Below are 23,801 nucleotides of genomic sequence, written 5' to 3'. Positions count from 1 at the left end.
TCATACGGGCTTAACGGCTATCGCTAGCGCGCAGAGGCTGCGCTACTATGCGGCGATACGTCTGAACCATACCGAGTTTCTCCTTTTTATATGAGCGAAGAGCACGTCAATTCCTGGTACGCGGCGACAGCCAACTATCAAAATAGTTTTCCGGCCCTTAGAGGCGATGCACGCAGTGATGTATGCATTGTTGGCGGTGGATACACTGGACTGTCAGCGGCCATTCATCTTCGAAAGCGCGGCTACAGCGTAACCCTGCTCGAAGCCAATCGTTTGGGCTGGGGTGCATCGGGACGCAATGGCGGACACGTGGGCACCGGACAGCGCGCGGATCAGTACAGTCTTGAAAAACTGGTGGGCAAACAGCGGGCGAGGATGCTTTGGGACCTCGGTCTTGAAGGCGTAAACACAGTTTGCGAGCTGATAGACGAATTCAATATCCAATGTGAGTTAAAAAAGGGCAACCTCCACACGGCGTGCACTAAAAAAGCAGCAATAGAGCTTCGCGAAGAGGTCGATCACCTTCGGGCCGTGTATGACTTCGGTGATATTCGATACATAGAAACCGAGGAGCTCGCACAAATGACCTCTGCGCAGGGCTTTCATGGCGGCATACTCGATACGGCGGCGCGCCACCTGCATCCACTCAACTATTGTCTGGGGCTAGCCCGGGCTGCGCAGGAACTCGGCGTCACGCTGCACGAAAACAGTCGTGTTACCCATTACGAAGAAAACACACATGTGCATGTACACACAGACACTGGGAAGGTCGAATGCGAACACCTGCTACTGGCCTGCAATGGCTATCTCAAAAAACTTGAGCCTCGGGTCGCCGGTCAGATCATGCCCATCAACAATTACGTGATAGCGACCGAGCCCCTGGACGAAGAAACAGCCCGACGGCTCATACGCGACGACACATCAATGTCCGATAGTCGCTTTGTGATCAATTACTGGAAGTTATCTGCCGATAACCGGCTGCTGTTTGGAGGCGGAGAGTCCTACACCTCGCGCTTTCCGAAAGATATTCCCGCCTTCGTACGACCTTATATGCTGGAGATTTATCCAGAACTGGCAGACACGGCCATCGAGTACGGCTGGGGCGGCACCCTGGCGATCACATTGAACCGAATGCCGGCGCTGGGACGCGTGTCGCCCCGAGTGCTATATGCTCATGGATATTCCGGCCACGGCGTGCCCATTGCTACGCTTGCCGGCAAATTACTCGCAGAGACTATTGCGGGCACTGCAGAGCGCTTCGATATCATGGCCAATGTACCCACGCCCAAGTTTCCCGGAGGTACGCTACTGCGCTGGCCGGGCTTGGTGGCAGGTATGCTCTACTATTCCCTGCGTGATCGCCTAGGATGAGGCCGGAATCCATAGTCCTGAAAATTCACTCAAAGGACACCTGGCAAGAACAATTGCAGAGGGCCATCCGCACACCGGCAGGCCTTGCCGCCGCAGTAGGTATCGCTCTTGAGGATCTGCCCTACTCGCAGATAGCCGATCAAGGGTTTCCATTGCTTGTGCCGCACGCCTTTGCTGCACGCATAGAGCGGGGCAACGTCGCTGACCCTCTGCTACGGCAGATTCTGGCCGCGCAGGACGAAACACTGACGGTGGCCGGGTATAGCAATGACCCCCTGGCCGAGACGAGTCTTTATGCCGGCACACCGGGATTGCTGCAAAAGTATCACGGGCGTGCGCTGCTGGTTGTGACGGGCCAATGTGCCATCAATTGCCGCTATTGCTTTCGACGTGACTATCCCTACTCGGACAATGCCCAGTCCAGTACAGAGCGTTTGGCCACTATCGATCAACTGCTCGACGACAGCTCTATAGGAGAAATCATTCTCAGCGGTGGGGATCCCTTACTGCTGCTCGACGAGCAAATCACCGCTATTGCCCAACGCATAGCCAGACACGAGCGCGACATTACACTGCGCATTCACACGCGTCTGCCCATTGTGATACCTGACCGGGTGACCACCGCGCTCACCCGAACCTTGTCTCAAACAGGACTTCGATCAGTGATGGTGTTGCATAGCAATCACCCTAATGAAATTGATCAAGCTACGGCAAAAGCGATCCAAAGCCTGCGCGATGCAGGTGTCACCATGCTCAACCAATCTGTCTTGCTTGCGGGCGTTAACGACAATCCCGACGTACTGGCGGCCCTGAGTGATCGGCTTTTTGCTGCCGGCGTCCTGCCCTACTACATTCACATGCTCGACAAAGTAGCTGGCTCGAGTCATTTTGAAGTCTGTGAGGATTCGGCGCGACGCATCATGGGTGAATTGAGCGCCCTGCGCCCCGGCTATCTTATACCCAAGCTCGCGGTTGAGCGTCCAGGCGCTGCCAGCAAGCGACAGCTTGAGCCTATCTACCCTTCCGTCTAGGCCCTTGATGCGCGGTAAACCCTTGCTACCTCATGCTCATGGCCCCTGACTTGCCTCACGATGAGATAAACTGTCACCCAAGTAATAAAAATGATCCACAGAGGTCGCACATGAACACATACCTAGCGGGCGTCACCGCGCTGGCTCTGATCGTCTTCGCAGCGACAGCTCAGGCGCAATCAGATGCCGGCAGCGAATCTACTGGTCTTTTTAACAAGAAACACATGCTATCTGTTGGCATGACTCGCCAGTCAACAAACAGCTCTGTTAGCGCAACGTCCGAAGGCTTTGACCCGGTGGTCATCGACTTGAATGGGCTTGATATAGGTGAGCGAGACTATTCGTACTTTGTAGACTACCGCTATCGACTGAAGCCTAAATGGTCGATATTTGCAGGTACTTTTCAGTTCTTGGGAAGTGGCAAAAAGTTCACGGAACGCGATCTGAATTATGACGGCGTAGAGTTCACCACCGGTTCAGACCTCAGATCCGAACTCAACATCGACATCTATATTCTGGATGTTCTGTACACCGTACACCGCAGTGAGAATGTCGAGGTCATGCTGGGTGGTGGCGTGCACGCTTTTGATCTTGGCGTGGGGTTCTCCGGCAGCGTCCGAATCAACGATCAGAGCAGCGAGGTTCGTCGAGCAAGCAGCACCCTACTGGCGCCCGTGCCTAACTTGCGGGCTGCGGCGACCTGGTCACTCACCGACAGTTTTGGTTTCAGTCTGGTAGCCGGGTGGCTCTCGGCGGATGTAGATGAGTACAGCGGCGACTTCTCCTACGGCCACTTGCGCGCTCACTATCAAATCAGCGATCGATTCGGTGCGTCTTTGGGTTATCAGATCACCGACATCGATATCACGCAGGCCCGCTCCCGTGGGGAGCTGTCTTTTAATACGGAGCTTGACGGCCCGTCTCTCACCGCAACCTATAGCTTTTAAGCGATTCTTCTATGGCAGCACAAATGACCGCAAGCCAGGCCCTGGAACGGGCAGCTCTTTTAGCAAAAGCTGGCAACGTCGACGAAGCCAAGCGCCTCTATGCACAGGTGCTCAGCGCTGAGCCCGGCAACAAAAAGGCGAAAAAGGGCTTAAAGGCCTTAACGGGCAGCAGTAAGGCCACCCTGAGCCCTGCGGATTTCGATCGCGTAGCGCGCTTGGTAAATGCCGGCAAACTGGATGCTGCTCGTGCAGATATCAACAAGCTCTGCAGGCTCCATCCCGAACAACCAGCCTTGCATAATCTTCGGGGGGTCGTTCTTAGTCGTCTGGAAGAGTCTGAGCACGCCATAGACGCTTACAAATCAGCGCTGAGCTTAGAGCCAGGATTCTCTGAAGCCCTCAACAATCTCGCTACCGCGTTTACAGACCTGAAGCGGTACAAGGAAGCCTTGGGCTGTTATCAGGAGCTGGTCAACCGCGGTCAAGCAGATGCCGAGGTTTATGCCAATCTGGCAAGAGCCTTAAAGGGCGCCGGTCAGGCAGATAACGCACTGGAAGCACTTCGACGCGCGTTGCAGCTAAATCCTCTGTATACCGATGCTTTCAATGACCTGGGCAACGTGCTCAACGACATGGGTAAACATGACGATGCCATCAAAGCTTACGAGAGCGCATTGAGTCTTGAGCCTACGCATCGTAAGGCTCTTCTTAATTTGTCCCGCAGCCTAAGCGGCATGAGCAGACACAATGAAGCACTCATGGGCTATCAAGAAATTCTGGATCTTGACCCGATGAATGAGGCTGCACTTGGTGGCGCCTCGAACACACTGCAGGCGCTGGGTCGCGAGCAGGAAGCACTTGAATACCTGCAAAAAATATTGAAGCTAAGACCTGACGATAAGACGGCTAAACATTTAGTGGCGGCGATATCGGGGCAGAATGTAAGTCGCGGCGATGCAGCCTATGCACGAGCAGTATTTGAAGGTTACGCCGCAAATTTCGAGAAGCACCTAACAGAATCTCTCGAATACTCTATTCCAGGTAAGATTCCGTCCCTGCTCGAGAAGCTTGATGGCGAAAATGCCTGGTATAGCCAGGCGCTTGATCTGGGATGTGGCACCGGCTTGGTAGGCGCACAGATCCGCAGCTATTGCGAGCACTTAACCGGAGTCGATGTCGCGCCGGCTATGCTTGCAAAAGCCGAAGAAAAAGCGGTCTACGATGCACTTACAACAAATGATGTGTCGGCGATGCTGTCTAGTGACGAGTCTCGCTACGACCTCATAGTGTGCGCCGATGTACTGATCTATATCGGCGCTTTAGACGAGGTCTTTAAGCGTGTTGCCCAACGATCCAATCCCGGCGTTCGTTTTGTACTGAGCACCGAGCTATTGGAAGGCCAGGATCTCAAACTCCAGAAGTCAGGACGTTTCGCGCACTCCAGCGACTACGTGCAACGCTGCGCCAAGGATGCCGGGCTGACACTTCTCCATAAAGAACAAATCCCCCTGCGCAAAGAGCGTGGCGAATGGTTACCGGGTGAGTTGTTTGTATTCACGCGCTAGCAAGCCAGCATCATTTACGGCTAGAGGCAGCTTGATGCTATGGATGATGATGAGCTTGCGATTTATCCAGGGTGCATGGGCCGATAAGTGCAGGACCCCATATAAAACCCGCGACACAAAAAAGGGCGCTTAATGCGCCCTTTCTCGAACCGCTTTACAGGAATTAGGCAGCGGCGGACTCACGTCCAGCTGCAGCTGTAACTTCTGGCATCGCTGAACTGTGGTGCTCAACAATCTTCCAGTGCCCATCAATCTTACGATATAGATAGGTAAACCGTGCGGTTACCGTGGACTGGTCGCCAAAGGTGAATGTGTAGACACCAGAATTGATGGCCAGGCCGTCCGCGAGAAAGCGGATGTTGGCCTCTTCAATTACGCCCTCAGGCTTCTTGGCGAGGAAGTTTACAAAGTAGTCACGAATTTCTTCGTGGTTATGTCGAACCTGGTTGGACACCGTAGGAAGCAAAATCGCGTCCTCGGCATACAGGCCCGTCACCGCATCGGGATTGCCCGTTGCCAGAGCATCGTTCCAGCGCTGAAAAAACTTCATTACATCTACTTCGGTCATGTTGATCTCCTTGGATCACGCGTCAACAGTGGTCAATAAAAATTTCTAAGTGGCTTTTGGCCGGAGCTAACTTGCAGCCGCCATGGGAACGAGTCGCGCAGGGCGACCACGCCCATCGGTTCCACTGCGATCGGCAATTGCTTGCAGGGCCTCAAGTCGAGTTTCGTAATGTGCATCGTCAGCCAGACTCTCATCCGCACCGAGACTATTCAAAGTGTCTTGGATGGTTTGCGCCATACCAGCGATATAGACGCGCTTACCTGCTTTGTGGGCGTCGTCTGCGATAGTCTCTACCGCACGCGCTGCGGACACATCTAAAAATGGCACTCGATTAAAGTCGAGGATGATCGAATGCGTAGCATCTTTGTAACGCTCGCGAACATGGTGTCCTACGTCTGCAGCCGCACCAAAACTCAACGGTCCACCAAACTCAAAAATAGTGACCTGCGTACCCAGACGCTCCAGCAGCACACGCTCTTCTTCTGAGGTTTGTGCATAGGGGCGAGAGGCCAACTCTTCGAGCTGAATCTTGGCAACTTGCTGAACATAAGCCAGTGCAGCAAGTACAACGCCAGCGCCCACTGCGGTGATGAGATCTACGAATACGGTCAGACCCAATACCAAAGCCATAAGCGCAAGGTCCCAACGCGGTCCGCGGTGTGCGCGCTTAAGATAGCTAAAGTCGATGATATCCATGCCGACCTTAACCAGCACTCCGGCGAGCGCCGCGTGAGGAATCACCGAGGCGACCGAACCAACGCCGAGCACTACAGCGATGAGCACCACCGAGTGAATCATGCCGGACAGACGAGTCACGCCTCCGGAACGAATATTGATTACCGTGCGCATAGTCGCACCGGCGCCAGCGATACCGCCGAACATGCCTGCTACCGCGTTGCCCACACCCTGGCCGATCAACTCTTTATTGGAGTCGTGCCGGGTGCGTGTCATGTTGTCGGCGACCAGTGAGGTTAGCAGGCTATCAATGGAGCCCAGTACCGCAAGAATAAAGGCAGCCTCGAGCACCAGCATCATGGCCGACTGATCAAAAATCGGCATGTGGAATGATGGAAGGCCCGAAGGAATATTGCCAAGGATAGGCATGGCGGGCATGAACAGGCTCAGCACTGTACCAATAGCGAGCGCCGCCAAAGCACCGGGAACGTAAACTCCCCATTTGGTTGGCCACTTGTACGCCACGATCAGAGTAATCACACCGACCACCAAGGCCGAATAGTTGATATCCGACAATACCGTGGGCAGGTGTGCCAGGGCGTTCAAGGTGCCCGAGGGCGAGTCGTGACCAAAGAAAGCGTCTGCCTGGAGGATGATAATGATGACGCCGATGCCGCTCATAAAACCAGAGACCACGGGGTATGGCACCAAACGGATGTAATTACCGGCGCCAACCACGCCAAACACAATCTGAAACACCCCTGCCAGCATCACCGCCGTAAAAATCAGCCCCACATCGCCAGACAGACTGGCAAACAAGCCGGCCAGGACCACCACCATGGGACCCGTGGGTCCAGAAACATTGGTCGGAGTTCCACCAAACATAGCCGCAAAAAAACCAACGATGATGGCACCGTACATACCTGCTATGGGGCCTAGCCCTGAAGCAACACCAAAAGCCAGCGCCAGCGGGATAGCAACAACACCGGCGGTTAATCCACCGTAGACGTCACCGCGCAGGTGGTTCAGGTCAAAATTCAGTAAAGATCGCATTCTTGGGTCCTTCCCCAATTGGTAACGGGGTTTAGTTGATGTCACCACTATGGATCTTGTGAAATGTAAAACAAATACAAGCTTTCCTTTTCTGTTATAGTTTTTACCTATATAGCGGATGCCTATCAGGGTCAGCCCATGGCGACAATCAAGCAGGTTCAATACTTTCAGGCGGTGGCCGAAACCCAGTCCATTCGCCGCGCCGCCGATCGCCTTGATATCGCCCAGCCGACGCTCTCCACACAGCTGGGGGCTCTGGAAAAGAGTCTGGGGGTGACCCTGTTTGAACGAACGCGCCGCGTCACGCAGCTCACCCCCGCCGGCCGGCAACTACTCCCCGTCGCCAAGCAATTGATTGCCCAGTGGCACGAGATGCAGGAACTGGCGCACACCTTGTCGGACACCGCCGCGTCCACCCATCGCATGGGCGTGCCGCCCACATTGGGGCCTTACCTGCTGCCCAATATTGTCCCGGCGATTCACAAGCAGTTTGATCGCTTAAAGCTTTACGTTCGTGAAGAGCCACCGAGCCAGCTCGAAGCGGGAGTAAAGGAGGGCCGGCACGATCTGGCTCTGGTCCCCCTGCCGCTCAAATCCAGCAATCTGGCCGTAGAGGTGCTGTTTCGCGAGCCGCTTCTGTTGGTTGCCTCCAAAGAGGCGGGTTTAGCCGTGGACGGCGTACTCCAGGAACAAGAATTAGCGGGCATGAGTATTCTGAGCCTGGATGAGCGTCACCAGCTGTATCAGGAAGTTCAACGGATTTGTGAGCGCACCGGCGCAGTACTCAACCGCGACTATGAGGGAACAAGTCTGGACACGCTCCGACAGATGGTGGTGATGGGCATGGGCGTCGCGTTCTTGCCCGCACTGTACATCCGCTCGGAACTGCATCGCCCCGAAGAACTGGACGTCATCCGCATTGAAGGCGCACGGCTCTACCGCGAGCACGCTCTTGTATACCGCACAGGGAGTCCCGTGCGGCATCTTTATCAGGAGTTGGCGCGGTTGATTCGCGAACGCATGGCCGAATCCTTTAGCGATGTGGTCACACCTATTTTTGATCGCGGAAATTAGAGCCCAGGCGCTTTGCCATAGCAGCCAGATCACGTAGCATCGCCGCTCACTTTTCTTAAATTTTCTGTCTCTGGAGGAACACCCCATGGGTCGCCCATTGTTCATCAACATCCATCTCTACCTCTCCTCGTTCTTTTCCGCTGTGGTAGTTCTTGTGGCCTTCTCCGGAGGCATGTACCTCCTGGGAGTTAAAGGCTCTTTAGAGACAACCGAAGTAAGCCAGACCCAGGGTGGTGTAGCCCTCATGGCTGACCCCAGTAAAGAGGCTGTGTTGGCAGCGCTTGCCACGGTCGGTATTGAAGACTTTGACTTTGATTACGTCATCACTCGGGGCGACACGCTTTACACGCGCCCCACCTCTCGCCCCTACTACGGACTGAAGGTCGATGGCGACAGCGTTAGCGTCAGCCTGAACGAACCGAGCTTTCAAAAGCGTATGCAGGAACTGCATTTTGGCCATGGGCCGTCTATGTATCGCGAGTTTCAGAAAGTGTTTGCCGCCGGCATGCTGTTTATTATCTTGAGTGGTGTGTGGCTGGGACTTTCGTCCTCCCGACTGCGCGTGCGAACGCTGATCTCTGCCGGCAGCGGATTGATCCTCTTTCTGGCTCTGGTGATGTCCTGAGCCAATGCACAAGATATGCTGATCACAGCAACACCCATAGCTAATGGAGAAGACCATGCCAAACGCCACCACCCTTGTTGAAGGCCTGTACTTTGGAGAGGGCCCCCGTTGGCATGACGGTCGTCTGTGGTTCAGTGACTTCTACGATCATGCGGTTAAATCTACCGATTTGTCCGGAAATGTCCGCATTGAGCACCAACTCGATGACCAGCCTTCGGGGCTGGGGTGGCTGCCAGACGGTCAGCTTCTCGTGGTTTCCATGAAGGCACTGGCTGTACTCAAAGAAGAAAACGGCGCCTTAGTCCCCCATGCGGACCTATCGCAGTACGCCAAGCATCTGTGCAATGACATGGTCGTCGACGCTACCGGCCGAGCCTACGTGGGCAACTTTGGTTTTGATCTGGATGAGCACATTGCAACACGCGGAGTAGAAGCCGTAATCGCCGACCACCCCACCACCAACCTGGTGCGCGTGGAGATCGATGGCAGTGTTCACGTCGCCTCCGCTGATATGCATTTTCCTAACGGTAGCGTCATCACAGCCGATGGCAAAACATTGATCATTGCCGAGACCATGGCCATGCGCCTCAGCGCATTTGATATTGGTGGCGATGGCGCGCTATCCAACCGCCGCGTATGGGCTGAGTTGGGCTTGTATGCGCCAGACGGTATTTGTCTCGACGCTGATAACAATGTCTGGGTCGCCAACGCTCTAGCAAACGAGTGCGTGTTGTTTGGCGAAGGCGGCGAGCGGCTCCAAACCATAGAGACGAGCCAGAATTGCTATGCCTGTATGCTCGGAGGCGATGACGGCCGAGACCTCTTTATGATCACCGCCAAAGACAGCAATCACGCTGTGGTATCGGCCGAGCGTACAGGCAAGATCGAAACGATCCGAGTTGATGTACCCGGAGCGGGTCGGCCTTAAAGCAAGCAAGAGCGAGTTATCGGCTCCACAGTAAACAGCGCTTTTATAGATAGATTAAGGAATCAAGCCATGTCTGAACTGGTCACCGTAAGCGAAGAAGAATCCTACGTACTCCTGAGCATGGACGACGGCAAAGCCAACGCATTGTCCTTCGCCATGTTCGAAGCGCTCAATGCGGGACTCGATATTGCTCAAGCGGCTGGAAAGGTAGTCATCATCGCCGGTCGGCCCGGAAAGTTTTCCGCAGGCTTTGACCTGTCGGTCATGGGCGGCGGTGGCGACGCTATGGTTAAGCTGCTTCGACAGGGCGCAGAACTGTCCCAGCGCCTGCTGTCCTTTGACGTACCGGTGGTGCTGGCAGTGAGCGGGCATGCGCTGGCCATGGGTGCTCTCCTATGCCTGTCTGCGGACTATCGTGTGGGTATGAAAGGCAACTACAAACTGGGTCTTAACGAAGTGGCCATTGGTATGACCCTGCCGTGGTTCGGTATTGAGCTTGCCCGCGCCCGTCTTGAAGAAACACAGCTTAATCATGCCGTAGGCCTAGCTCACATTTACGACCCCGAAGGTGCCGTGTCTGTGGGCTATCTGGATGAAGCAGTGGAGGAAGAGCAACTGCTTGCCCGAGCCGCAGAACTTGCTGCGGGTTTCGCCGCGCTCAACATGCCCGCCCATAAAGGAACCAAGGCGCGCATTCGCGAGCCGCTAATGGCCCGACTGGAGGAAGCCCTGCGCAGGGATTTTGAAGCAGGTGATGCCGCTATAGCCGCTGCAAGCTGACAGGAAAGTCCGCTAGCGCCCGTAGGCACGATGAGTCCGCACTATGAGTCCGCACTATGAGTCCGCACTATGAGTAAAAAATCCGATCACGATCTGGGTATGCAAACATCTATCACCCGCCGTGATCTGATCCACGATGCAGCCATTGCGACACTTGCTGCAGCATTCGCACCTGCGGCTATGGCTGCGAGCGTCTCTGGTGCCAGTTCAACATCAGCCCCCTCGGCTAGCGATTACCCGCCGGTACGCACCGGCCTGCGTGGCTCCCATCCCGGCGCCTTTGAGGCGGCCCACGCTATCGCCCGCGAGGGTAAGGGGTTTCCAGCGCCCAAGGACACCGGCGAGAGCTATGATCTTGTGATTGTAGGCGCTGGGATTTCGGGCCTTGCCACAGCACACTATTACCAAGAGCGTTTTGGACAGGATGCGCGCATCTTGCTGCTCGAGAATCACGACGACTTTGGTGGCCACGCCAAGCGCAATGAGTTTCATCAGGGCGGTCGCATGGTTTTATCCATGGGTGGCACCCACAATCTGGAATGGTGGAACTTTAGCGACACCGTAAATGCGTTTTTGGACACGCACGATGTGGTTGTCCAAGCCATGCGCGAGCGCATGCAGTTTGAGTACGGCCACAGCGCGCCAAACAGTCCGGCCATGTGGTTTGACGAGGACAGCTACAGCGACACCCAGCTACTGACTCAATGCGATCTTGGCAAAAAGCTTGCTCACACCATGATTGATTCCATGCCCCTGTCTGTAGCGGCGCGCGAATCACTCAAACAGTTTTATCGTGATCCAGAGAATCTTTTTGCTGATATCGATGATGAGGAGCGAGAGGACTATCTGCGCAGCATCTCCTACACCGATTTTTTGCGTCTCCATGGCGGTCTCACAGAGGATGCGATCCAGCTCTTTGACAAACTCCAGCACGGCGGCTGGGGGGTCGAAATGCGTGCACTCTCGGCTATGGAAGGCATAGAAAGCGGTGCCCCGGGGCGGCATCTGCTGGGTGAGGATTGGAATACCGGAGGCAGGGATTACCCCGTGGCAATGTGGCCTGACGGCAATGCGAGTCTGGCGCGACTGCAGGTAGCGCGATTGATTCCTGCGGTAGCACCCGGCGCTACGGCCGATAACGTTGCTCTGGCAACCTTCGACTACAGCGTATTGGACCGAGCTGATAACCCAGTTCGTCTGCGCCTTAGCTCGACGGTAGTTAATGTAGCCAACACCGATAGCGGCACCGATGTGACCTACTTTGCGCAGGGCAAAACCTTCCGTGTTAGCAGCAAGCACTGTGTGTTGGCTTGCTATCACAGCATCATCCCGCATCTTTGCCCAGAGCTACCCGAATACCAACGTGCGGCCCTGAAGTACCAGGTGAAGCACCCACTGCTTTTGACCAACGTTCTCATTCGCAACACCGACGCGCTGGACAAACTGGGCATCGATGCTGTCTCCTGCCCCGGGCGCTTGCACGCGCGGCTGTTTACCTTCCGCGGGATCAACAACGGCGGCTACGAACACGATGTTGATGACAACGGTCCGGTGTCCCTGATTTTTTGGGGCAGTGTTTCTCCACCGCCCGAAGCCATTGATATAAAAGACCAGCTGCGGGCGTCACGGGCGACCATGCTTGGACTGTCCTTTGAAGACTATGAGCGCGAAGTACGCATTGTTCTTGATGGCCTTTTGGGCCCCGCAGGTTTTGATGTTCAAGAGGATGTGCTGGCCATCACCGTCAATCGCTGGCCCCACGGTTACGCCTATGAGTATCTGGATCTTTGGGATGAGGACTACGCGGACGGTGAAGCGCCCCACGAAATTGCCCGTCATAGCTTTGGCAATATCGCTATTGCGAACGCAGATGCAGGTGCATCGGCGTACACGCACGTTGCCATTGATCAGGCCTTTAGAGCCGTGCAGGAACTAGGCGGCAGCGATTAAACGATGAACAGCCCACTCTTGTTTGCAACTCCCGGCGCTTGGACCGACACGGTCCTCAAAGACTTTGATCGGTTTTTACAGGACCATGCAGCCGCCGAAAAGAAAGCATCAGGCATGGCAATCTCCATGCTATCTCACTACCCCGATCGTGTGGAGTTGGTCGAGGCCATGGCAGATCTGGCCATCGAAGAACTGTCGCATTATCGGGAAGTCGTTAAGTGGATCCATAAGCGGGGCAGTCGCACCAGCGCCGACGTCAAAGACCCCTATGTCATCGGTTTTCGTAAATCGATGCGCGACGGCAAAGAAGACTACCTTCTGGATAGGCTGCTTATTGCGGGCATCATCGAAGCACGCGGGGCTGAGCGTTTTGGCTTGGTGGCAGACGCTTTAGAGCCTGGCGCCCTGAAGAAGTTTTATCAGGCCATCGCACGCTCAGAGGAACGACACTTTGAGCTGTTTCGTGAGCTGGCAGAAATTTACTTTTCTAAAGATACGGTAGAGCGTCGCTGGGATGAATTACTCGAGGACGAAGCGGCGATTGTCCGAACGCTACCCCTGCGCGCAGCCTTGCATTGAGTGCTATCGACAAGTATCTGGCTCAGTACGCAGAGCCCGAGGCACGAGCATGCCTCGAGACCACTTGGTCACAGTCCTGGGAGCAGGTGCTTGTTATACCGGCCTACGGAGAGTCACCCGAGGTTCTTAAGAATCTCAGTCAGTACACAAACACCTTAATGATTCTGGTGATTAATCACCCCGACACCGATGCAAACTCTCAACGCAACGACGCCCTACGAGACCATCTCACAACGCTTGTACAGCAGCAGCGCATTCCCGGTGCAAACGCCAGCCTAGAGCAACTGCCCCGAGGCAATCATGTGCTGGTCGTAGAGCGACCCACTGCGCTGCCAGCCAAAGAGGGTGTGGGCCTGGCCCGCAAAATAGGTTGCGACCTGGCGCTGGCGTTGTTTGCCAAGGGTCAGGTTCAAAGCCCCTGGATTCATTGCAGCGATGCCGACGCAAGACTACCCAAGGATTACTTTAAGGCGGCTAAAACCGCAAAACTCGCGGTAGCGCTGACTTATCCCTTTACCCACCTACCGCCTGATGACCCCCGGGAACATACAGCCATTGAGCTCTACGAGAGCTACCTTCAAAGTTATGTAGAGGGGCTGCACAGAGCGGGATCGCTTTACGCGTTTCATACTATCGGCAGCTGCATTGCGGTCGACGCCGAGGCCTACGCTCAGGTCAGGGGATTCCCTAGGCGCGCCGCCGGTGAGGATTTTTACCTTTTAAACAAGCTGGCCAAGCAAGGCAGCGTGATTACGCCGCGCTGCACGCCCTTGTCCTTATCGGCACGTTTATCCAACCGCGTACCTTTTGGCACCGGGCCAGCGCTCACCGCGCTCTTATCGCAGGACAGCTTCGCTGACATTGCCTACTTTTATGACCCTCGCTGCTATAAGGCATTGGCTGTAGTTCTGAGCTATGTCGAAAGGTTTGGCAATCCAGATCTTCAAGCAAATGACTTTAAACAGGCACTCGAAGATCACCCGGAGGTGTTTACCGCCCTGCAGCATCTGGGACTCGAAGACTTTCTTGCTCACGCAAAAAACCAGTGCGCAGACACAGACGCCTTTGTGAAACAGTTCCATCAATGGCTTGATGGATTCAAAACGCTCAAGCTTATTCACGCCTTAACAGAGCATTGGCCAAAGGTCACTGAAGCCCAGGCGCGAGCAAGAATCGCGAAGCGCTAAAACGAAAAAGCCCCAGCAAAAGCTGAGGCCTTGTGTCGCATAAAGCAGGACTCACCGCGGGTGAGTCCCGTGCTATGTGAGCGCTTAAGAGTGAGGAGTCACCAGATACTTCTCACCGGTCTTCATGGTGCGATAGTCCAAAGCCGCCTCGCGAGTAAGCATCTCTTCGAGGTTAACTCGGCTCTTGTAGGAGCTCTTGAAGGTCGTAGTAAGACCTGCAAGCACGCGCTGACGCATACGAACCATAGTCTCCATACCCGCATTTGCCAAAAATGGCGTGAGCAACCAGCCAGACAGTGTCCAGCCAAAGCCGTATGCAGGCGTAAGAATCGTCGGGCCAAAGTCCAGACGACCGTAGATGTACATCTTTTTGGCTTGCTCGGAGCCGTAGCGAGAGAACTCGGTCATTTTGCTGACCGCTACCTGTTCCATGGCTTTAAAGCAGGTGTCTACAGTGTTTCCACCGCCGATAGGATCAAAGCCGAAGTATGCACCGGTAGTTTCGATGGCGGCTTTAAGCTGCTTGAAGTAGTCATCGTCAGATGAGTTAACCACGTGCTCTGCGCCAAGACCCTTAAGTAGGTCAACGTGCTCGGCCTTACGAACAATGTTCACGAGAGGAGTATTGTCTTCCTGGCAGATCTTCACCAGCATCTGGCCAAGGTTTGAGGCCGAGGCCGTGTGAAGAATGGCGCTCTGGCCTTCCATCTTCGCAGTTTCCACAAAACCCAGAGCCGTCATTGGATTAACAAATGCGGATGCACCATCTTCAGACGAGATGTCACCCAAAGGCAGGCACATACCCGCATCGGCGTAGCAATATTGCGAATAGGCATTGCCGGGTACGCAGGCAACACGCTGACCCATGAGTGCTTTGGCTGCATCGCTGTCGCCGGTGGCGATTACGGTACCAGCACCTTCGTTACCCACGGGCAGACGCTGACCGTGGCGAGCTTTTTGAGCGCTATAAAAAGGCTCAGGCATGTCTGCAACAAACTTGCCTGGTGAGTACTCGGCGTTTTCGAGATCTGCCGCGCTGGTAAGAATAGCCAGATCAGACGGATTAATTGGTGCCGCCTCCATCTGTACCAGAACCTGATTGTCCTTGGGCGCTGCAAATTCTTTTTCAACGACTTCAACGGTCAATTTGCCGTCGGCGAGAGTGCTGTATAGCTGTTTACCGGTAGTCATGGATGGTAATCCTTGTTATGAACAAAATGTCTAGGGGCGCAGATTATACGCGTAAGCAAGAAAGTTGGCTTGGGTAGGAAAAGTGCGTCAGATCTCGGCGTCGTTCTTGGCTCGGCGCCTCAGCTTGCAGCGCAGAGAGCCGGTCTAATTAGATAGTGTGCAAGTTCTACCTAACCTCTTCCCACCACCGATCTGACTTAAAGGGCTGATCTGCCGTTACAAGCTCACCAATACGCGGGGTAACCACGTTGACTTGCTTCTCTGTGGCGGATTCAAGTGTACGTATTATCGGTTCATCCCAATCGTGGTGAGCCATATTAAAAGTCGCCCAATGGACCGGCAGCATACGTGTCCCGCCCAGGGCACTATGTGCCTCTACCGCCTGTTCTGGCGTCATATGAATATCCAACCATGAGGCGCCTGGACCATAGGCACCCACTTTGATGATGTTCAAATCAAAAGGGCCGAACCGCTCGCCAATTTGCCTGAAATGGTCCGAAAATCCAGTATCGCCACTGTAGTAAACACGGTGCTGCAGTCCGACAATTGACCACGAAGACCAAAACGTTTCTTTATAATCAAAAAGATCCCGCCCTGAGTAATGCCGCGATGGTGTAGACGTTATCGTGATCGCTCCTAGTTCGCGGGACTCCCACCACTGCATGTCAATGATCTGGCCGTCGGGTACCCCCCATTCCTTGAGGTGTGCACCGACGCCAAGCGGCACAAAAAAGTGCGTTCCTTTAACCGACAGGTGCTGGATAGTCTGCATATCAAGGTGGTCATAATGATCGTGAGAAATCATCACGGCATCTATAGGCGGCAGGGCCTGCAGTGAAATAGGCGTCGGGTGAAAGCGCTTTGGCCCGGCAAAACCGACGGGAGATACACGCTCGGAAAACACCGGGTCCACTAAAAAACGGAGACCATCCATTTCTACCAGCACTCCGGCATGACCTATCCAGACCGACCGTAAGCCCGGCTGCGGCGGTGTGGTTAGTGATTCGGGCATCAGAGGTACTACGGGAATTGATGACGGGGGCACCCGAAGCTGATCGCCGGTGAACTGGGCTAGTGTCAGATCCCAGAGTTCGCCCATCGTTGAAGGCGTTTGCGGCACAACATTTACAAATTGGCCGTCGTGATAATGGGGCGACGCCTCTACTCTTTCTCGTAGCTGTCCCGAAGGTGCTCCACCAAATGAGGAACAACTATTTACCACTAGCGCTGTACCCGCTATTAAAAAGAGCAGAAGCCCACTTTTCCATCCAAGTCTGGGGATTCTCTTTGCTCGGTTATCCATAACGTCCACTTACGAATCGCGGTACGAGGGGTGACGCCGGCGTTGTCTCTGGTGAGTCTGCACTGTATGCCGCCTTGGGGTGCAGGGAAAAGGTATCGCAATCTCATTCATAGAGACAGCCCTGAAAACAGGTTGAGTCGGAGATATTTCGAAAACAGTGAGCAGCAAATACCGCTGAAAAGTCTGTGTTAGAGGTACGTAGCCTCCGCCCTCGAACTTATGTCAGTAACTGAATATAGCGTAATAAAGCGTAGGAAAAATTCAGACTGTTGCGAGGTTTTCAGTCCTGCGAAACCCAAGAAATATCACTCCGACAACCATAAGCATCAGTACAACTTTTGGCACAGTTGGAACAGACGTGGCAGACGCCGCAACTGGAACAATGGGATCCAAAATTGTGCCATTGGCGGCGCCATCAAGGTCTAAGGGGCCGCCGTCGGTGACACTAAAAGTAACCACTGTCCTGCTACCCGAAGCACTTACAGCCCCTACTTCTTCCCAGCTAGCAGACACTCTGTTCCATTTAAGCGCGCCACTAATGGAGGCATCCAAAGGCATAAACACCTGGAACTCTTCTGTCGCGCCCGCGGTAACACCACTAGCCGTAAAACCGATTGAACCGTAGGGGTTAGAGAACCCAGCGGGAATAGGCGCTGGCAATGCGGCAGCCAACGAAACGCCGCTTATCATTTTGCCACTTGTACTGACGACAGTAATGTACTCGCCGCTAGTTGTGGGTAGCGATGTTACTGACGTTTGCTCTCCATCAGCAGTACCATCATTGTTGCCGTCTCCCTCACCAGGAGCGCCCGCTTCCACAAGAAAATCTATACCGTCTCCATCATCTGTATACGAAAGCGTTGAAAATTGTACTTTTCGAATAGCAGTAAAGACGGGAGGCGACTGCTGATCCTCCCCCACAAAGTACAGATCATAGTCTGTCGCAACCGTAAGGCCGCTAACACCGAACGTCCGGTCTACGTTGGCCGTCATGGCACCGCTACCTGAATCCACGACGCTTACCGCTCCATAATCAACGCCCGCCTTAATCTGGGCTTCCGTTGGTGCAACAGCATCCCTCGGCACCACGAGGTAGTAACCAACACCGTCGGCATCAAGCGCTGCCACCAAGTCACCAGTAGTGAAGGTGAGGTTTTGCAGGCCAGCGCTGGCATTCGCCACACTGGCAATCACGTCAGCTAGGTCAGATACAGCTCCGGCTGCATAGAACCAAGTGAATTCATAAAAGTCACCGGCCGCAAGATCTGGAAGCCGAACAAACATCGCATAGGAACCATCTGCGCCGGATGGAATACTAATTGGTGCAGTCGCTGGATCCTGCCGATACGCATTACTAAAGGAGCAGCAGCTGTCAAAAACAACACTAGCCCTCGGTTCTGCGGTGTAAAACAGAACTCCAGGGGTAAATGCCCCCGAATCGGCGGTAATAAGCAGGGCTTGCGCCTGGTCAGAGGCATTTGCGATTTCCTGAAAGGCATCCCCTACAATGTTTCCTCGCTGCTTTATTGGTCCATCATCTACCCCAACGTAGTCATCACGGGTACCAACCCAGGCTCTAACGTTAGTCGCGGGATTGCTTCCGCGATTAGTGATACGAGTGCGTATCGATATAAAAAAATCGTCCGCTGGCAAATCGTAAGAGTTAGTGACAGTCAGCAATGCCTCATTGGCGCCACCTAGATCTATGTCGATGTTGCCCTCAGAGATGATAGTTCCGTAGCCTTTTTCAAAGCCTGACCCTGAGTCGGGTGTAGTTACGATAAACCCGGTAGTATCGAGAGCAGCCCCGGTTAGACTGTATGAAGAATTTTGGGTTTCAACTAAAGAGCCGTTGAGGTTCCAGTCGTTGGTGCCATCACCTCCTGAAGCTACGGCAATATCCAGCGGGAAGTTTGAGAACGTCAGCTTGTAAAAGGTTGAGTTGCTGGTTTCAAAATAAAATGGTTGCTTAAGAGTGCCGGCGATCGTAATCGAAGCCTCGGCACCCGTGCCAAACCGCAATTTTGACGTTTCAAAAACCTGTGCCGTTTGAGCCGTCGCAGACGTACTCAAGACCAAAAGAGATGCACAACCGTACAAGCGGAGGGCCATCAAACAAGATCCCATTTTTTTTGAGTTTAGAACCATAATTACCGCAATCACAGGAGAGAGGACGTATCTCAGTTGACTTTATCACTCGCAACTAACCCGTTGCCACTCAAAGTGAGGGTATCTCCAATCGGCGTGATCTAAGTCAAAATCATTAATGTTTTTACTAGAAGCAGAATCGAATGAATCGATAGTCCGGATAGCGGGAAAACCTTGCGCAGAGTGAGTGCGTCGCGTGAGCGTCCAGTGATAAAGCCGGACTTAATATGGACTTAGGATAGAAAATACCAGGGAATTAGAGAGAGTATAAAGTTATAAGTTATTGTTTTTAATGGTCGGTGTGAGAGGATTCGAACCTCCGACCCCTTCCTCCCGAAGGAAGTGCGCTACCAGGCTGCGCCACACACCGAGATCGCCGCTGCGAGGCCTAAAAGCATAGCAAACTCAGTTAATTAGAACACGCCCGCTTGATGCGCCAGCCATTGACTGAACACACTCAAGGCGCCGACAACAACGATGAGCATCACCAGTAAGTACAGCGGTTTGAAGGGTTTTCTTTCCACAGAGTTCACGCCGCGTTTTAAAAACGCGTCTACCTTGGCCTGATCTTCGGGATACAACTGCCGCTCGGGGCCCTCGGTTGCAGGCTGGACAGGAGCTTGTGGCTGCTCTTCATTCTGAGACATGCATTTAGCCTCGTAACAACGAAAACGGGCGCGAATTATCGCGCCCGTAGCTTTGGATTGCACCCCCCGGAGAGTCCAGGGGAATATCAAGCCGTTCAGAAAGCGAACATCGCCTCTGGCATGTCCATAAGGTTCTCTGCTCCAGAGAGTAAAGACTCCTTATGCGACATAGTGCGCGGCAAGATGCGCTGGAAGTAAAAACGCGCGGTCATGAGCTTTGCCTCATAAAACGCGGTGTCACCCTCGCCTTCGGCAATCTTCTTGTGGGCAACCACCGCCATCTGCGCCCAAAAATACGCTAGAGCAACGTAGCCTGAATACATGAGGTAATCCACTGATGCGGCTCCTGCCTCATCGGGATTCTCCATGGCCTTACCGCCGACTTCCAAAGACATGGTCAGCCACTCGTCCTTGTATTTGGTCAGCGGTGCGGTGAACTCGGCGTAGGCCTCGTCATCATTCTCCGCGACAAATTCACCCATCATCTCTGTAAAGCCCATGAGCAACTTGCCGCCAGAACCCAGAACCTTACGGCCAATGAGGTCCAGCGCCTGAATACCCGTGGTTCCTTCATACAAAGTAGCAATACGTGCATCGCGAGCGATTTGCTCCATTCCCCACTCACGAATAAAGCCGTGACCGCCATAAATCTGAATGCCGTGGTTAGCGGCCTCAAGCCCCGCCTCGGTAACAAAAGCCTTGGCGATAGGAGTCAGCAGAGCCATGAGGTCATCGGCCTTCTTGGCGCTCTCCTCGTCACCGCGCTCAACAATATCGCCCAGCTGTGCAAGGTAATAGAGCATTGCACGACTACCTTCAGCGATGGACTTTTGCGTGAGCAACATGCGACGCACGTCCGGGTGCACAATAATGGGGTCCGCAGGGCCATCGGGATTCTTGGGCCCGGTAAGGCTGCGCATCGCCAATCGCTCCCGGGCGTATTCCAGAGACCCTTGGTAAGCAAGCTCGGCGTGAGCCAGTCCCTGAATAGCAGTACCGATGCGGGCGGTGTTCATAAAGGTGAACATCATGTTCAAACCGCGATTGGGCTCGCCAATCAGGTAACCCTTGGCACTGTCAAAGTTCATCACGCAGGTAGCGGAAGCCTTGATACCCATCTTCTTTTCGATGGATGCACAGTGCACGCTGTTGCGATCGCCAATACTGCCGTCTTCATTAACATTGAACTTGGGCACCACAAACAGCGAGATACCCTTGGTGCCCTCCGGTGCGTCAGGCATGCGGGCGATCACGATGTGCACAATATTGTCTGACATATCGTGCTCGCCGGCGGAGATAAAAATCTTTGTGCCAGTGATGGCGTAGCTGCCGTCGGCCTGAGGCTCTGCTTTGGTGCGCAGCAAGCCCAGATCCGACCCGCAATGCGACTCGGTAAGACACATGGTGCCAGTCCAGTTACCACTCACAAGTTTGGGCAGGTACTGCTGCTTTTGCTCTGGCGACCCGTGGGCCTCGAGGGTCTTGATACAACCATGAGACAGGCCCGGGTACATCAGCCAGGACCAGTTAGCGGTACCGGCAAGCTCGTTAATTACGATACCAAGCATGCTGGGCATGTCCTGCCCACCAAACTCAGGCTCAGCGGATAATGAGGGCCAGCCGTTATCGACATACTGCTTATAAGCCTCGGGGAATCCCGCGGGAGTTTTTACACCCTCTTCGGACCAGACGCAGCCCTCTTCATCACCGCTTTGGTTCAGCGGAGAAAGAACGTTCTCGGCAAACTTGGCACCCTCTTCGATGATCGCATTCATCAAATCCGGTGTGGCTTCTTCATAGCCCTTCAGACCCTGGTACAGGTTTTCTGTGTCGAGTACTTCGTTGATTACAAATTGAATATCGCGCAGTGGCGCTTTATAGCTAGGCATGACTCTCTCCCCAATATCATCGACGCTTTGGCCTTGTCACTTCCGAGGCTTTGCGCTTATGTGTTCAGTGTTAACTTGTGGACACATTATAGTCAATTCATGGGCTAATGCATGCTTAATTTTGTGATTAGGCCAGCAACAAAGCTGGTCAGAAAAGCCGTCAAATATAGGGCAAACGGCGGTGAATGCGCTCAGCGGAATTTAGTAAGTAATCGCTCACTTACTTCTAATATATCGAATTTACTGAAGATAAACCTGGTTTTAGGTATTTACAGCTTGCATCGCGTCATAAAAGCGCAGATCTTCAAATGCTTCGCCAGGCACCTCTCGCTCCTGCGGGTTTATGCCCAGTCTTGCAAATAACGCAAGATCAGAGTTAGCCAGCGGGTTAGTTGTCGTGAGCAGCTTCTCGCCATAGAAGATGGAGTTAGCGCCAGCCAAAAAGGCCAGGGCCTGGGTCTGATCATTCATATCCTCACGGCCCGCGGACAGACGCACGTGCGACCGTGGCATGAGAATTCGGGCCACCGCGATGGTGCGCACAAACTCAAATGGGTCTAGATCCTCCTCCCCGGCCAGGGGAGTACCGGGTACGCGAACCAACATATTAATTGGCACACTATCGGGGTGCTCCGGCAGATTAGCCAACTGTTGTAAAAGGCCCACGCGATCACTTTGATCCTCGCCCATTCCGACGATGCCACCGCTGCATACCTTCATACCCGACTGGCGAACATGCTCCAGAGTTTTCAGTCGATCAGCATAAGTCCGCGTGGTGATTATGTCTCCGTAGTATTCCGGTGAGGTATCCAGATTGTGGTTGTAGTAATCCAACCCTGCCTCGGCAAGTGTCTGCGCCTGGGTATCACTGAGCATACCCAGCGTCATACAGGTCTCTAAACCAAGGTTCTTTACACCTTCGATCATCGCTGTAAGTACCGGTAGATCGCGATCTTTGGGCGAGCGCCAGGCGGCTCCCATGCAAAAACGCGTAGCTCCCGACTGACGAGCCGCCCGTGCCTGCTCGAGCACCTGATTAACCTCCATGAGCGCCTCCACGGACAGGCCCGTATCAAAACGCGTGCTTTGCGGGCAATAGGCGCAGTCTTCGGGGCAGGCGCCGGTTTTGATCGAAAGCAAAGTGCTCACCTGCACCTCATTGGGGTCAAAATGGTCTCGATGAACAGACTGCGCACGATAGATCAAATCACTAAATGGCAGTGCAAACAGTGACGCCACCTCTTCGCGCAGCCAGTCGTGGCGCAAAGCTGCGAAGCCCGACTGGTCGACCGCAACGTCGGCGCTTGCCTCGGACAGCTCAGACGAATAGGACGATGACACGGATGACGTCGATGAAACAGGCAGGTTCATAATGCAGCTCTCCTTAGGGAGCGCCATGGTAATTCGACGACCATCGCTGTCAACCTTAGATAGTGACTATGGTTAACAATGCTCTGAAGACAATTGCCTTCGGAGCTCTCGACTACCTGGCGCCCCAGCGCTGTATTTACTGTGACCAGCGTAGCCACCTTAGCGAAGCCATATGTGAGGTATGCCGGGATGCGCTCTGTCCCAATGATGATTCCTGCCCACGATGCGCACTTCCGAGGGTCGGTGGCCGACTCTGTCAGTCGTGCCTGCAGAAGCCGCCGTTACTGCACAGCATCACGGCCGCCTACGAGTATGACGCTGCACTGGCGTACTTTATGCACCGATGGAAGTATCTAAAAGAGCAAAGACTGGCTATAACAGCCGCGAAAATAATATTAAAAGCACCTATTTGTTTCGAAAAATTAGATTTATTACTGGCCACACCACTTCACTGGCGTCGCGAGCTGCGCCGCGGCTTCAATCAGAGCGAGGATTTACTTCGAGCCCTGTGCTTGCTGCAGCCCTCGATAGAGGCCACCCCCAGCAAACGTGCTCGCCTGAGCCGCAGGCGATCCACCCCATCACAGGCACATGCTACGCGCAGCGAGCGGCTATCCAACCTCAAAGAAGCCTTTGCAGTTCACGGCGACGTGCTGGGGCTCTCCGTCGGTATTGTTGATGATGTATGCACCACAGCTGCCACCGGCAACGCCATGGCCAGCGCGCTGCTAAAAGCCGGTGCCGCCGAGGTTCATCTGTATTGTCTTGCCCGAACACCGGCGCGTTGACCTACAATGGGGGGATGAATCGCGCCCACCAGGTCCCCTTTGCTACTCCTTGTTCTTCCATAGCACTGCCTTACTCTTTCGCGCTGCAAAATCGAAAATCTCACGCACTAAAGCGGTGGTCACTGGCATGT

General features: G+C 54.1%; 20 protein-coding genes and 1 tRNA gene. 12 read left to right on the top strand and 9 right to left on the bottom strand.

Going from position 1 to position 23,801, the window contains the following annotated elements; genetic code table 11:
* Positions 1-90 precede the first annotated feature (90 nt).
* From R0135_RS12920 to R0135_RS12905, 4 genes are all read left to right on the top strand, one after another.
* Positions 91-1,371 carry an NAD(P)/FAD-dependent oxidoreductase gene (locus tag R0135_RS12920; RefSeq protein ID WP_407347272.1) on the top strand — a complete coding sequence of 427 codons (1,281 nt, stop codon included), beginning with the start codon at positions 91-93 and terminating at the stop codon, positions 1,369-1,371.
* A gap of 53 nt (positions 1,372-1,424) precedes the next feature.
* The gene (gene epmB, locus R0135_RS12915; protein WP_407347271.1) at positions 1,425-2,402 is read left to right on the top strand and encodes an EF-P beta-lysylation protein EpmB; all 978 of its coding nucleotides are present in this window, start codon (positions 1,425-1,427) and stop codon (positions 2,400-2,402) included.
* 110 nt (positions 2,403-2,512) lie between these two features.
* Positions 2,513-3,349, top strand: a complete 837-nt coding sequence (locus R0135_RS12910) for a hypothetical protein (protein ID WP_407347270.1) — start codon at positions 2,513-2,515, stop codon at positions 3,347-3,349.
* 11 nt (positions 3,350-3,360) lie between these two features.
* Complete coding sequence (locus R0135_RS12905) at positions 3,361-4,914, top strand: tetratricopeptide repeat protein (protein WP_407347269.1); 1,554 nt, start codon at positions 3,361-3,363, stop codon at positions 4,912-4,914.
* Between the two features lie 163 nt (positions 4,915-5,077).
* Here R0135_RS12905 and R0135_RS12900 read toward each other — a convergent pair whose 3' ends face one another.
* Positions 5,078-5,482, bottom strand: a complete 405-nt coding sequence (locus R0135_RS12900; RefSeq protein ID WP_407347268.1) for an SgcJ/EcaC family oxidoreductase — start codon at positions 5,480-5,482, stop codon at positions 5,078-5,080.
* Positions 5,483-5,548: 66 nt separating this feature from the next.
* On the bottom strand, positions 5,549-7,210 hold the full coding sequence (locus R0135_RS12895; protein ID WP_407347267.1) for a SulP family inorganic anion transporter: 1,662 nt from the start codon (positions 7,208-7,210) through the stop codon (positions 5,549-5,551).
* A 138-nt stretch (positions 7,211-7,348) separates the two neighbouring features.
* On the opposite strand from R0135_RS12895, the gene R0135_RS12890 reads away from it, so the two are divergent.
* The 7 genes from R0135_RS12890 to R0135_RS12860 all read left to right on the top strand — a co-directional run bounded on the left by R0135_RS12890 (position 7,349) and on the right by R0135_RS12860 (position 14,333).
* The gene (locus tag R0135_RS12890; protein WP_407347266.1) at positions 7,349-8,284 is read left to right on the top strand and encodes a hydrogen peroxide-inducible genes activator; all 936 of its coding nucleotides are present in this window, start codon (positions 7,349-7,351) and stop codon (positions 8,282-8,284) included.
* An 85-nt stretch (positions 8,285-8,369) separates the two neighbouring features.
* On the top strand, positions 8,370-8,909 hold the full coding sequence (locus tag R0135_RS12885) for a hypothetical protein (RefSeq protein ID WP_407347265.1): 540 nt from the start codon (positions 8,370-8,372) through the stop codon (positions 8,907-8,909).
* Between the two features lie 55 nt (positions 8,910-8,964).
* Entirely contained in the window at positions 8,965-9,837 is an 873-nt protein-coding gene (locus R0135_RS12880; protein ID WP_407347264.1) for an SMP-30/gluconolactonase/LRE family protein, read from the top strand.
* Between the two features lie 69 nt (positions 9,838-9,906).
* Positions 9,907-10,617 carry a crotonase/enoyl-CoA hydratase family protein gene (locus R0135_RS12875; RefSeq protein ID WP_407347263.1) on the top strand — a complete coding sequence of 237 codons (711 nt, stop codon included), beginning with the start codon at positions 9,907-9,909 and terminating at the stop codon, positions 10,615-10,617.
* Between the two features lie 69 nt (positions 10,618-10,686).
* Positions 10,687-12,567, top strand: coding sequence for an FAD-dependent oxidoreductase (locus tag R0135_RS12870; protein ID WP_407347262.1), 1,881 nt, complete (start codon positions 10,687-10,689; stop codon positions 12,565-12,567).
* A gap of 3 nt (positions 12,568-12,570) precedes the next feature.
* Complete coding sequence (locus R0135_RS12865) at positions 12,571-13,146, top strand: tRNA-(ms[2]io[6]A)-hydroxylase (protein ID WP_407347261.1); 576 nt, start codon at positions 12,571-12,573, stop codon at positions 13,144-13,146.
* Positions 13,143-14,333 carry a hypothetical protein gene (locus R0135_RS12860; RefSeq protein WP_407347260.1) on the top strand — a complete coding sequence of 397 codons (1,191 nt, stop codon included), beginning with the start codon at positions 13,143-13,145 and terminating at the stop codon, positions 14,331-14,333. The genes R0135_RS12865 and R0135_RS12860 overlap by 4 nt, the downstream gene beginning before the upstream one ends.
* Before the next feature lie 84 nt (positions 14,334-14,417).
* Here the strand turns inward: R0135_RS12860 and R0135_RS12855 are convergent, their stop codons facing one another.
* From R0135_RS12855 to bioB, 7 genes are all read right to left on the bottom strand, one after another.
* Positions 14,418-15,524 (bottom strand): zinc-binding dehydrogenase, encoded by a 1,107-nt coding sequence (locus tag R0135_RS12855; protein ID WP_407347259.1) that lies wholly within the window; start codon positions 15,522-15,524, stop codon positions 14,418-14,420.
* Positions 15,525-15,690: 166 nt separating this feature from the next.
* On the bottom strand, positions 15,691-16,623 hold the full coding sequence (locus tag R0135_RS12850) for an MBL fold metallo-hydrolase (RefSeq protein WP_407347258.1): 933 nt from the start codon (positions 16,621-16,623) through the stop codon (positions 15,691-15,693).
* Between the two features lie 465 nt (positions 16,624-17,088).
* Positions 17,089-18,939 carry a choice-of-anchor U domain-containing protein gene (locus tag R0135_RS12845; RefSeq protein WP_407347257.1) on the bottom strand — a complete coding sequence of 617 codons (1,851 nt, stop codon included), beginning with the start codon at positions 18,937-18,939 and terminating at the stop codon, positions 17,089-17,091.
* A 329-nt stretch (positions 18,940-19,268) separates the two neighbouring features.
* Positions 19,269-19,345 (bottom strand) — tRNA-Pro (locus R0135_RS12840).
* Positions 19,346-19,388: 43 nt separating this feature from the next.
* Positions 19,389-19,622 carry a DUF3094 family protein gene (locus R0135_RS12835; protein ID WP_407347256.1) on the bottom strand — a complete coding sequence of 78 codons (234 nt, stop codon included), beginning with the start codon at positions 19,620-19,622 and terminating at the stop codon, positions 19,389-19,391.
* A 95-nt stretch (positions 19,623-19,717) separates the two neighbouring features.
* The gene (locus R0135_RS12830; RefSeq protein ID WP_407347255.1) at positions 19,718-21,511 is read right to left on the bottom strand and encodes an acyl-CoA dehydrogenase C-terminal domain-containing protein; all 1,794 of its coding nucleotides are present in this window, start codon (positions 21,509-21,511) and stop codon (positions 19,718-19,720) included.
* 261 nt (positions 21,512-21,772) lie between these two features.
* Complete coding sequence (bioB, locus tag R0135_RS12825; RefSeq protein WP_407347254.1) at positions 21,773-22,882, bottom strand: biotin synthase BioB; 1,110 nt, start codon at positions 22,880-22,882, stop codon at positions 21,773-21,775.
* A gap of 68 nt (positions 22,883-22,950) precedes the next feature.
* On the opposite strand from bioB, the gene R0135_RS12820 reads away from it, so the two are divergent.
* Positions 22,951-23,670 (top strand): ComF family protein, encoded by a 720-nt coding sequence (locus tag R0135_RS12820; RefSeq protein ID WP_407347253.1) that lies wholly within the window; start codon positions 22,951-22,953, stop codon positions 23,668-23,670.
* Positions 23,671-23,801 lie beyond the last annotated feature (131 nt).

This window comes from Congregibacter variabilis (genome assembly GCF_045689235.1).
Lineage (GTDB): Bacteria > Pseudomonadota > Gammaproteobacteria > Pseudomonadales > Halieaceae > Congregibacter > Congregibacter variabilis.
The sequence above is the reverse complement of the archived record's forward strand: the minus strand, read 5'-3'. Positions and strand labels throughout refer to the sequence as shown.

Excerpts from the sequence above, each read along its gene's own strand:
- R0135_RS12845 (WP_407347257.1), bottom strand. The coding sequence starts at position 18,939 with ATGGCCCTCCGCTTGTACGGTTGTGCATCTCTTTTGGTCTTGAGTACG.
- R0135_RS12855 (WP_407347259.1), bottom strand. The coding sequence starts at position 15,524 with ATGACTACCGGTAAACAGCTATACAGCACTCTCGCCGACGGCAAATTG.
- R0135_RS12865 (WP_407347261.1), top strand. The coding sequence starts at position 12,571 with ATGAACAGCCCACTCTTGTTTGCAACTCCCGGCGCTTGGACCGACACG.
- R0135_RS12870 (WP_407347262.1), top strand. The coding sequence starts at position 10,687 with ATGAGTAAAAAATCCGATCACGATCTGGGTATGCAAACATCTATCACC.
- R0135_RS12900 (WP_407347268.1), bottom strand. The coding sequence starts at position 5,482 with ATGACCGAAGTAGATGTAATGAAGTTTTTTCAGCGCTGGAACGATGCT.
- R0135_RS12885 (WP_407347265.1), top strand. The coding sequence starts at position 8,370 with ATGGGTCGCCCATTGTTCATCAACATCCATCTCTACCTCTCCTCGTTC.
- R0135_RS12830 (WP_407347255.1), bottom strand. The coding sequence starts at position 21,511 with ATGCCTAGCTATAAAGCGCCACTGCGCGATATTCAATTTGTAATCAAC.
- R0135_RS12880 (WP_407347264.1), top strand. The coding sequence starts at position 8,965 with ATGCCAAACGCCACCACCCTTGTTGAAGGCCTGTACTTTGGAGAGGGC.
- R0135_RS12820 (WP_407347253.1), top strand. The coding sequence starts at position 22,951 with ATGGTTAACAATGCTCTGAAGACAATTGCCTTCGGAGCTCTCGACTAC.
- R0135_RS12890 (WP_407347266.1), top strand. The coding sequence starts at position 7,349 with ATGGCGACAATCAAGCAGGTTCAATACTTTCAGGCGGTGGCCGAAACC.
- R0135_RS12905 (WP_407347269.1), top strand. The coding sequence starts at position 3,361 with ATGGCAGCACAAATGACCGCAAGCCAGGCCCTGGAACGGGCAGCTCTT.
- R0135_RS12850 (WP_407347258.1), bottom strand. The coding sequence starts at position 16,623 with ATGGGCGAACTCTGGGATCTGACACTAGCCCAGTTCACCGGCGATCAG.
- R0135_RS12910 (WP_407347270.1), top strand. The coding sequence starts at position 2,513 with ATGAACACATACCTAGCGGGCGTCACCGCGCTGGCTCTGATCGTCTTC.
- R0135_RS12835 (WP_407347256.1), bottom strand. The coding sequence starts at position 19,622 with ATGTCTCAGAATGAAGAGCAGCCACAAGCTCCTGTCCAGCCTGCAACC.
- R0135_RS12875 (WP_407347263.1), top strand. The coding sequence starts at position 9,907 with ATGTCTGAACTGGTCACCGTAAGCGAAGAAGAATCCTACGTACTCCTG.
- R0135_RS12920 (WP_407347272.1), top strand. The coding sequence starts at position 91 with ATGAGCGAAGAGCACGTCAATTCCTGGTACGCGGCGACAGCCAACTAT.
- R0135_RS12895 (WP_407347267.1), bottom strand. The coding sequence starts at position 7,210 with ATGCGATCTTTACTGAATTTTGACCTGAACCACCTGCGCGGTGACGTC.
- bioB (WP_407347254.1), bottom strand. The coding sequence starts at position 22,882 with ATGAACCTGCCTGTTTCATCGACGTCATCCGTGTCATCGTCCTATTCG.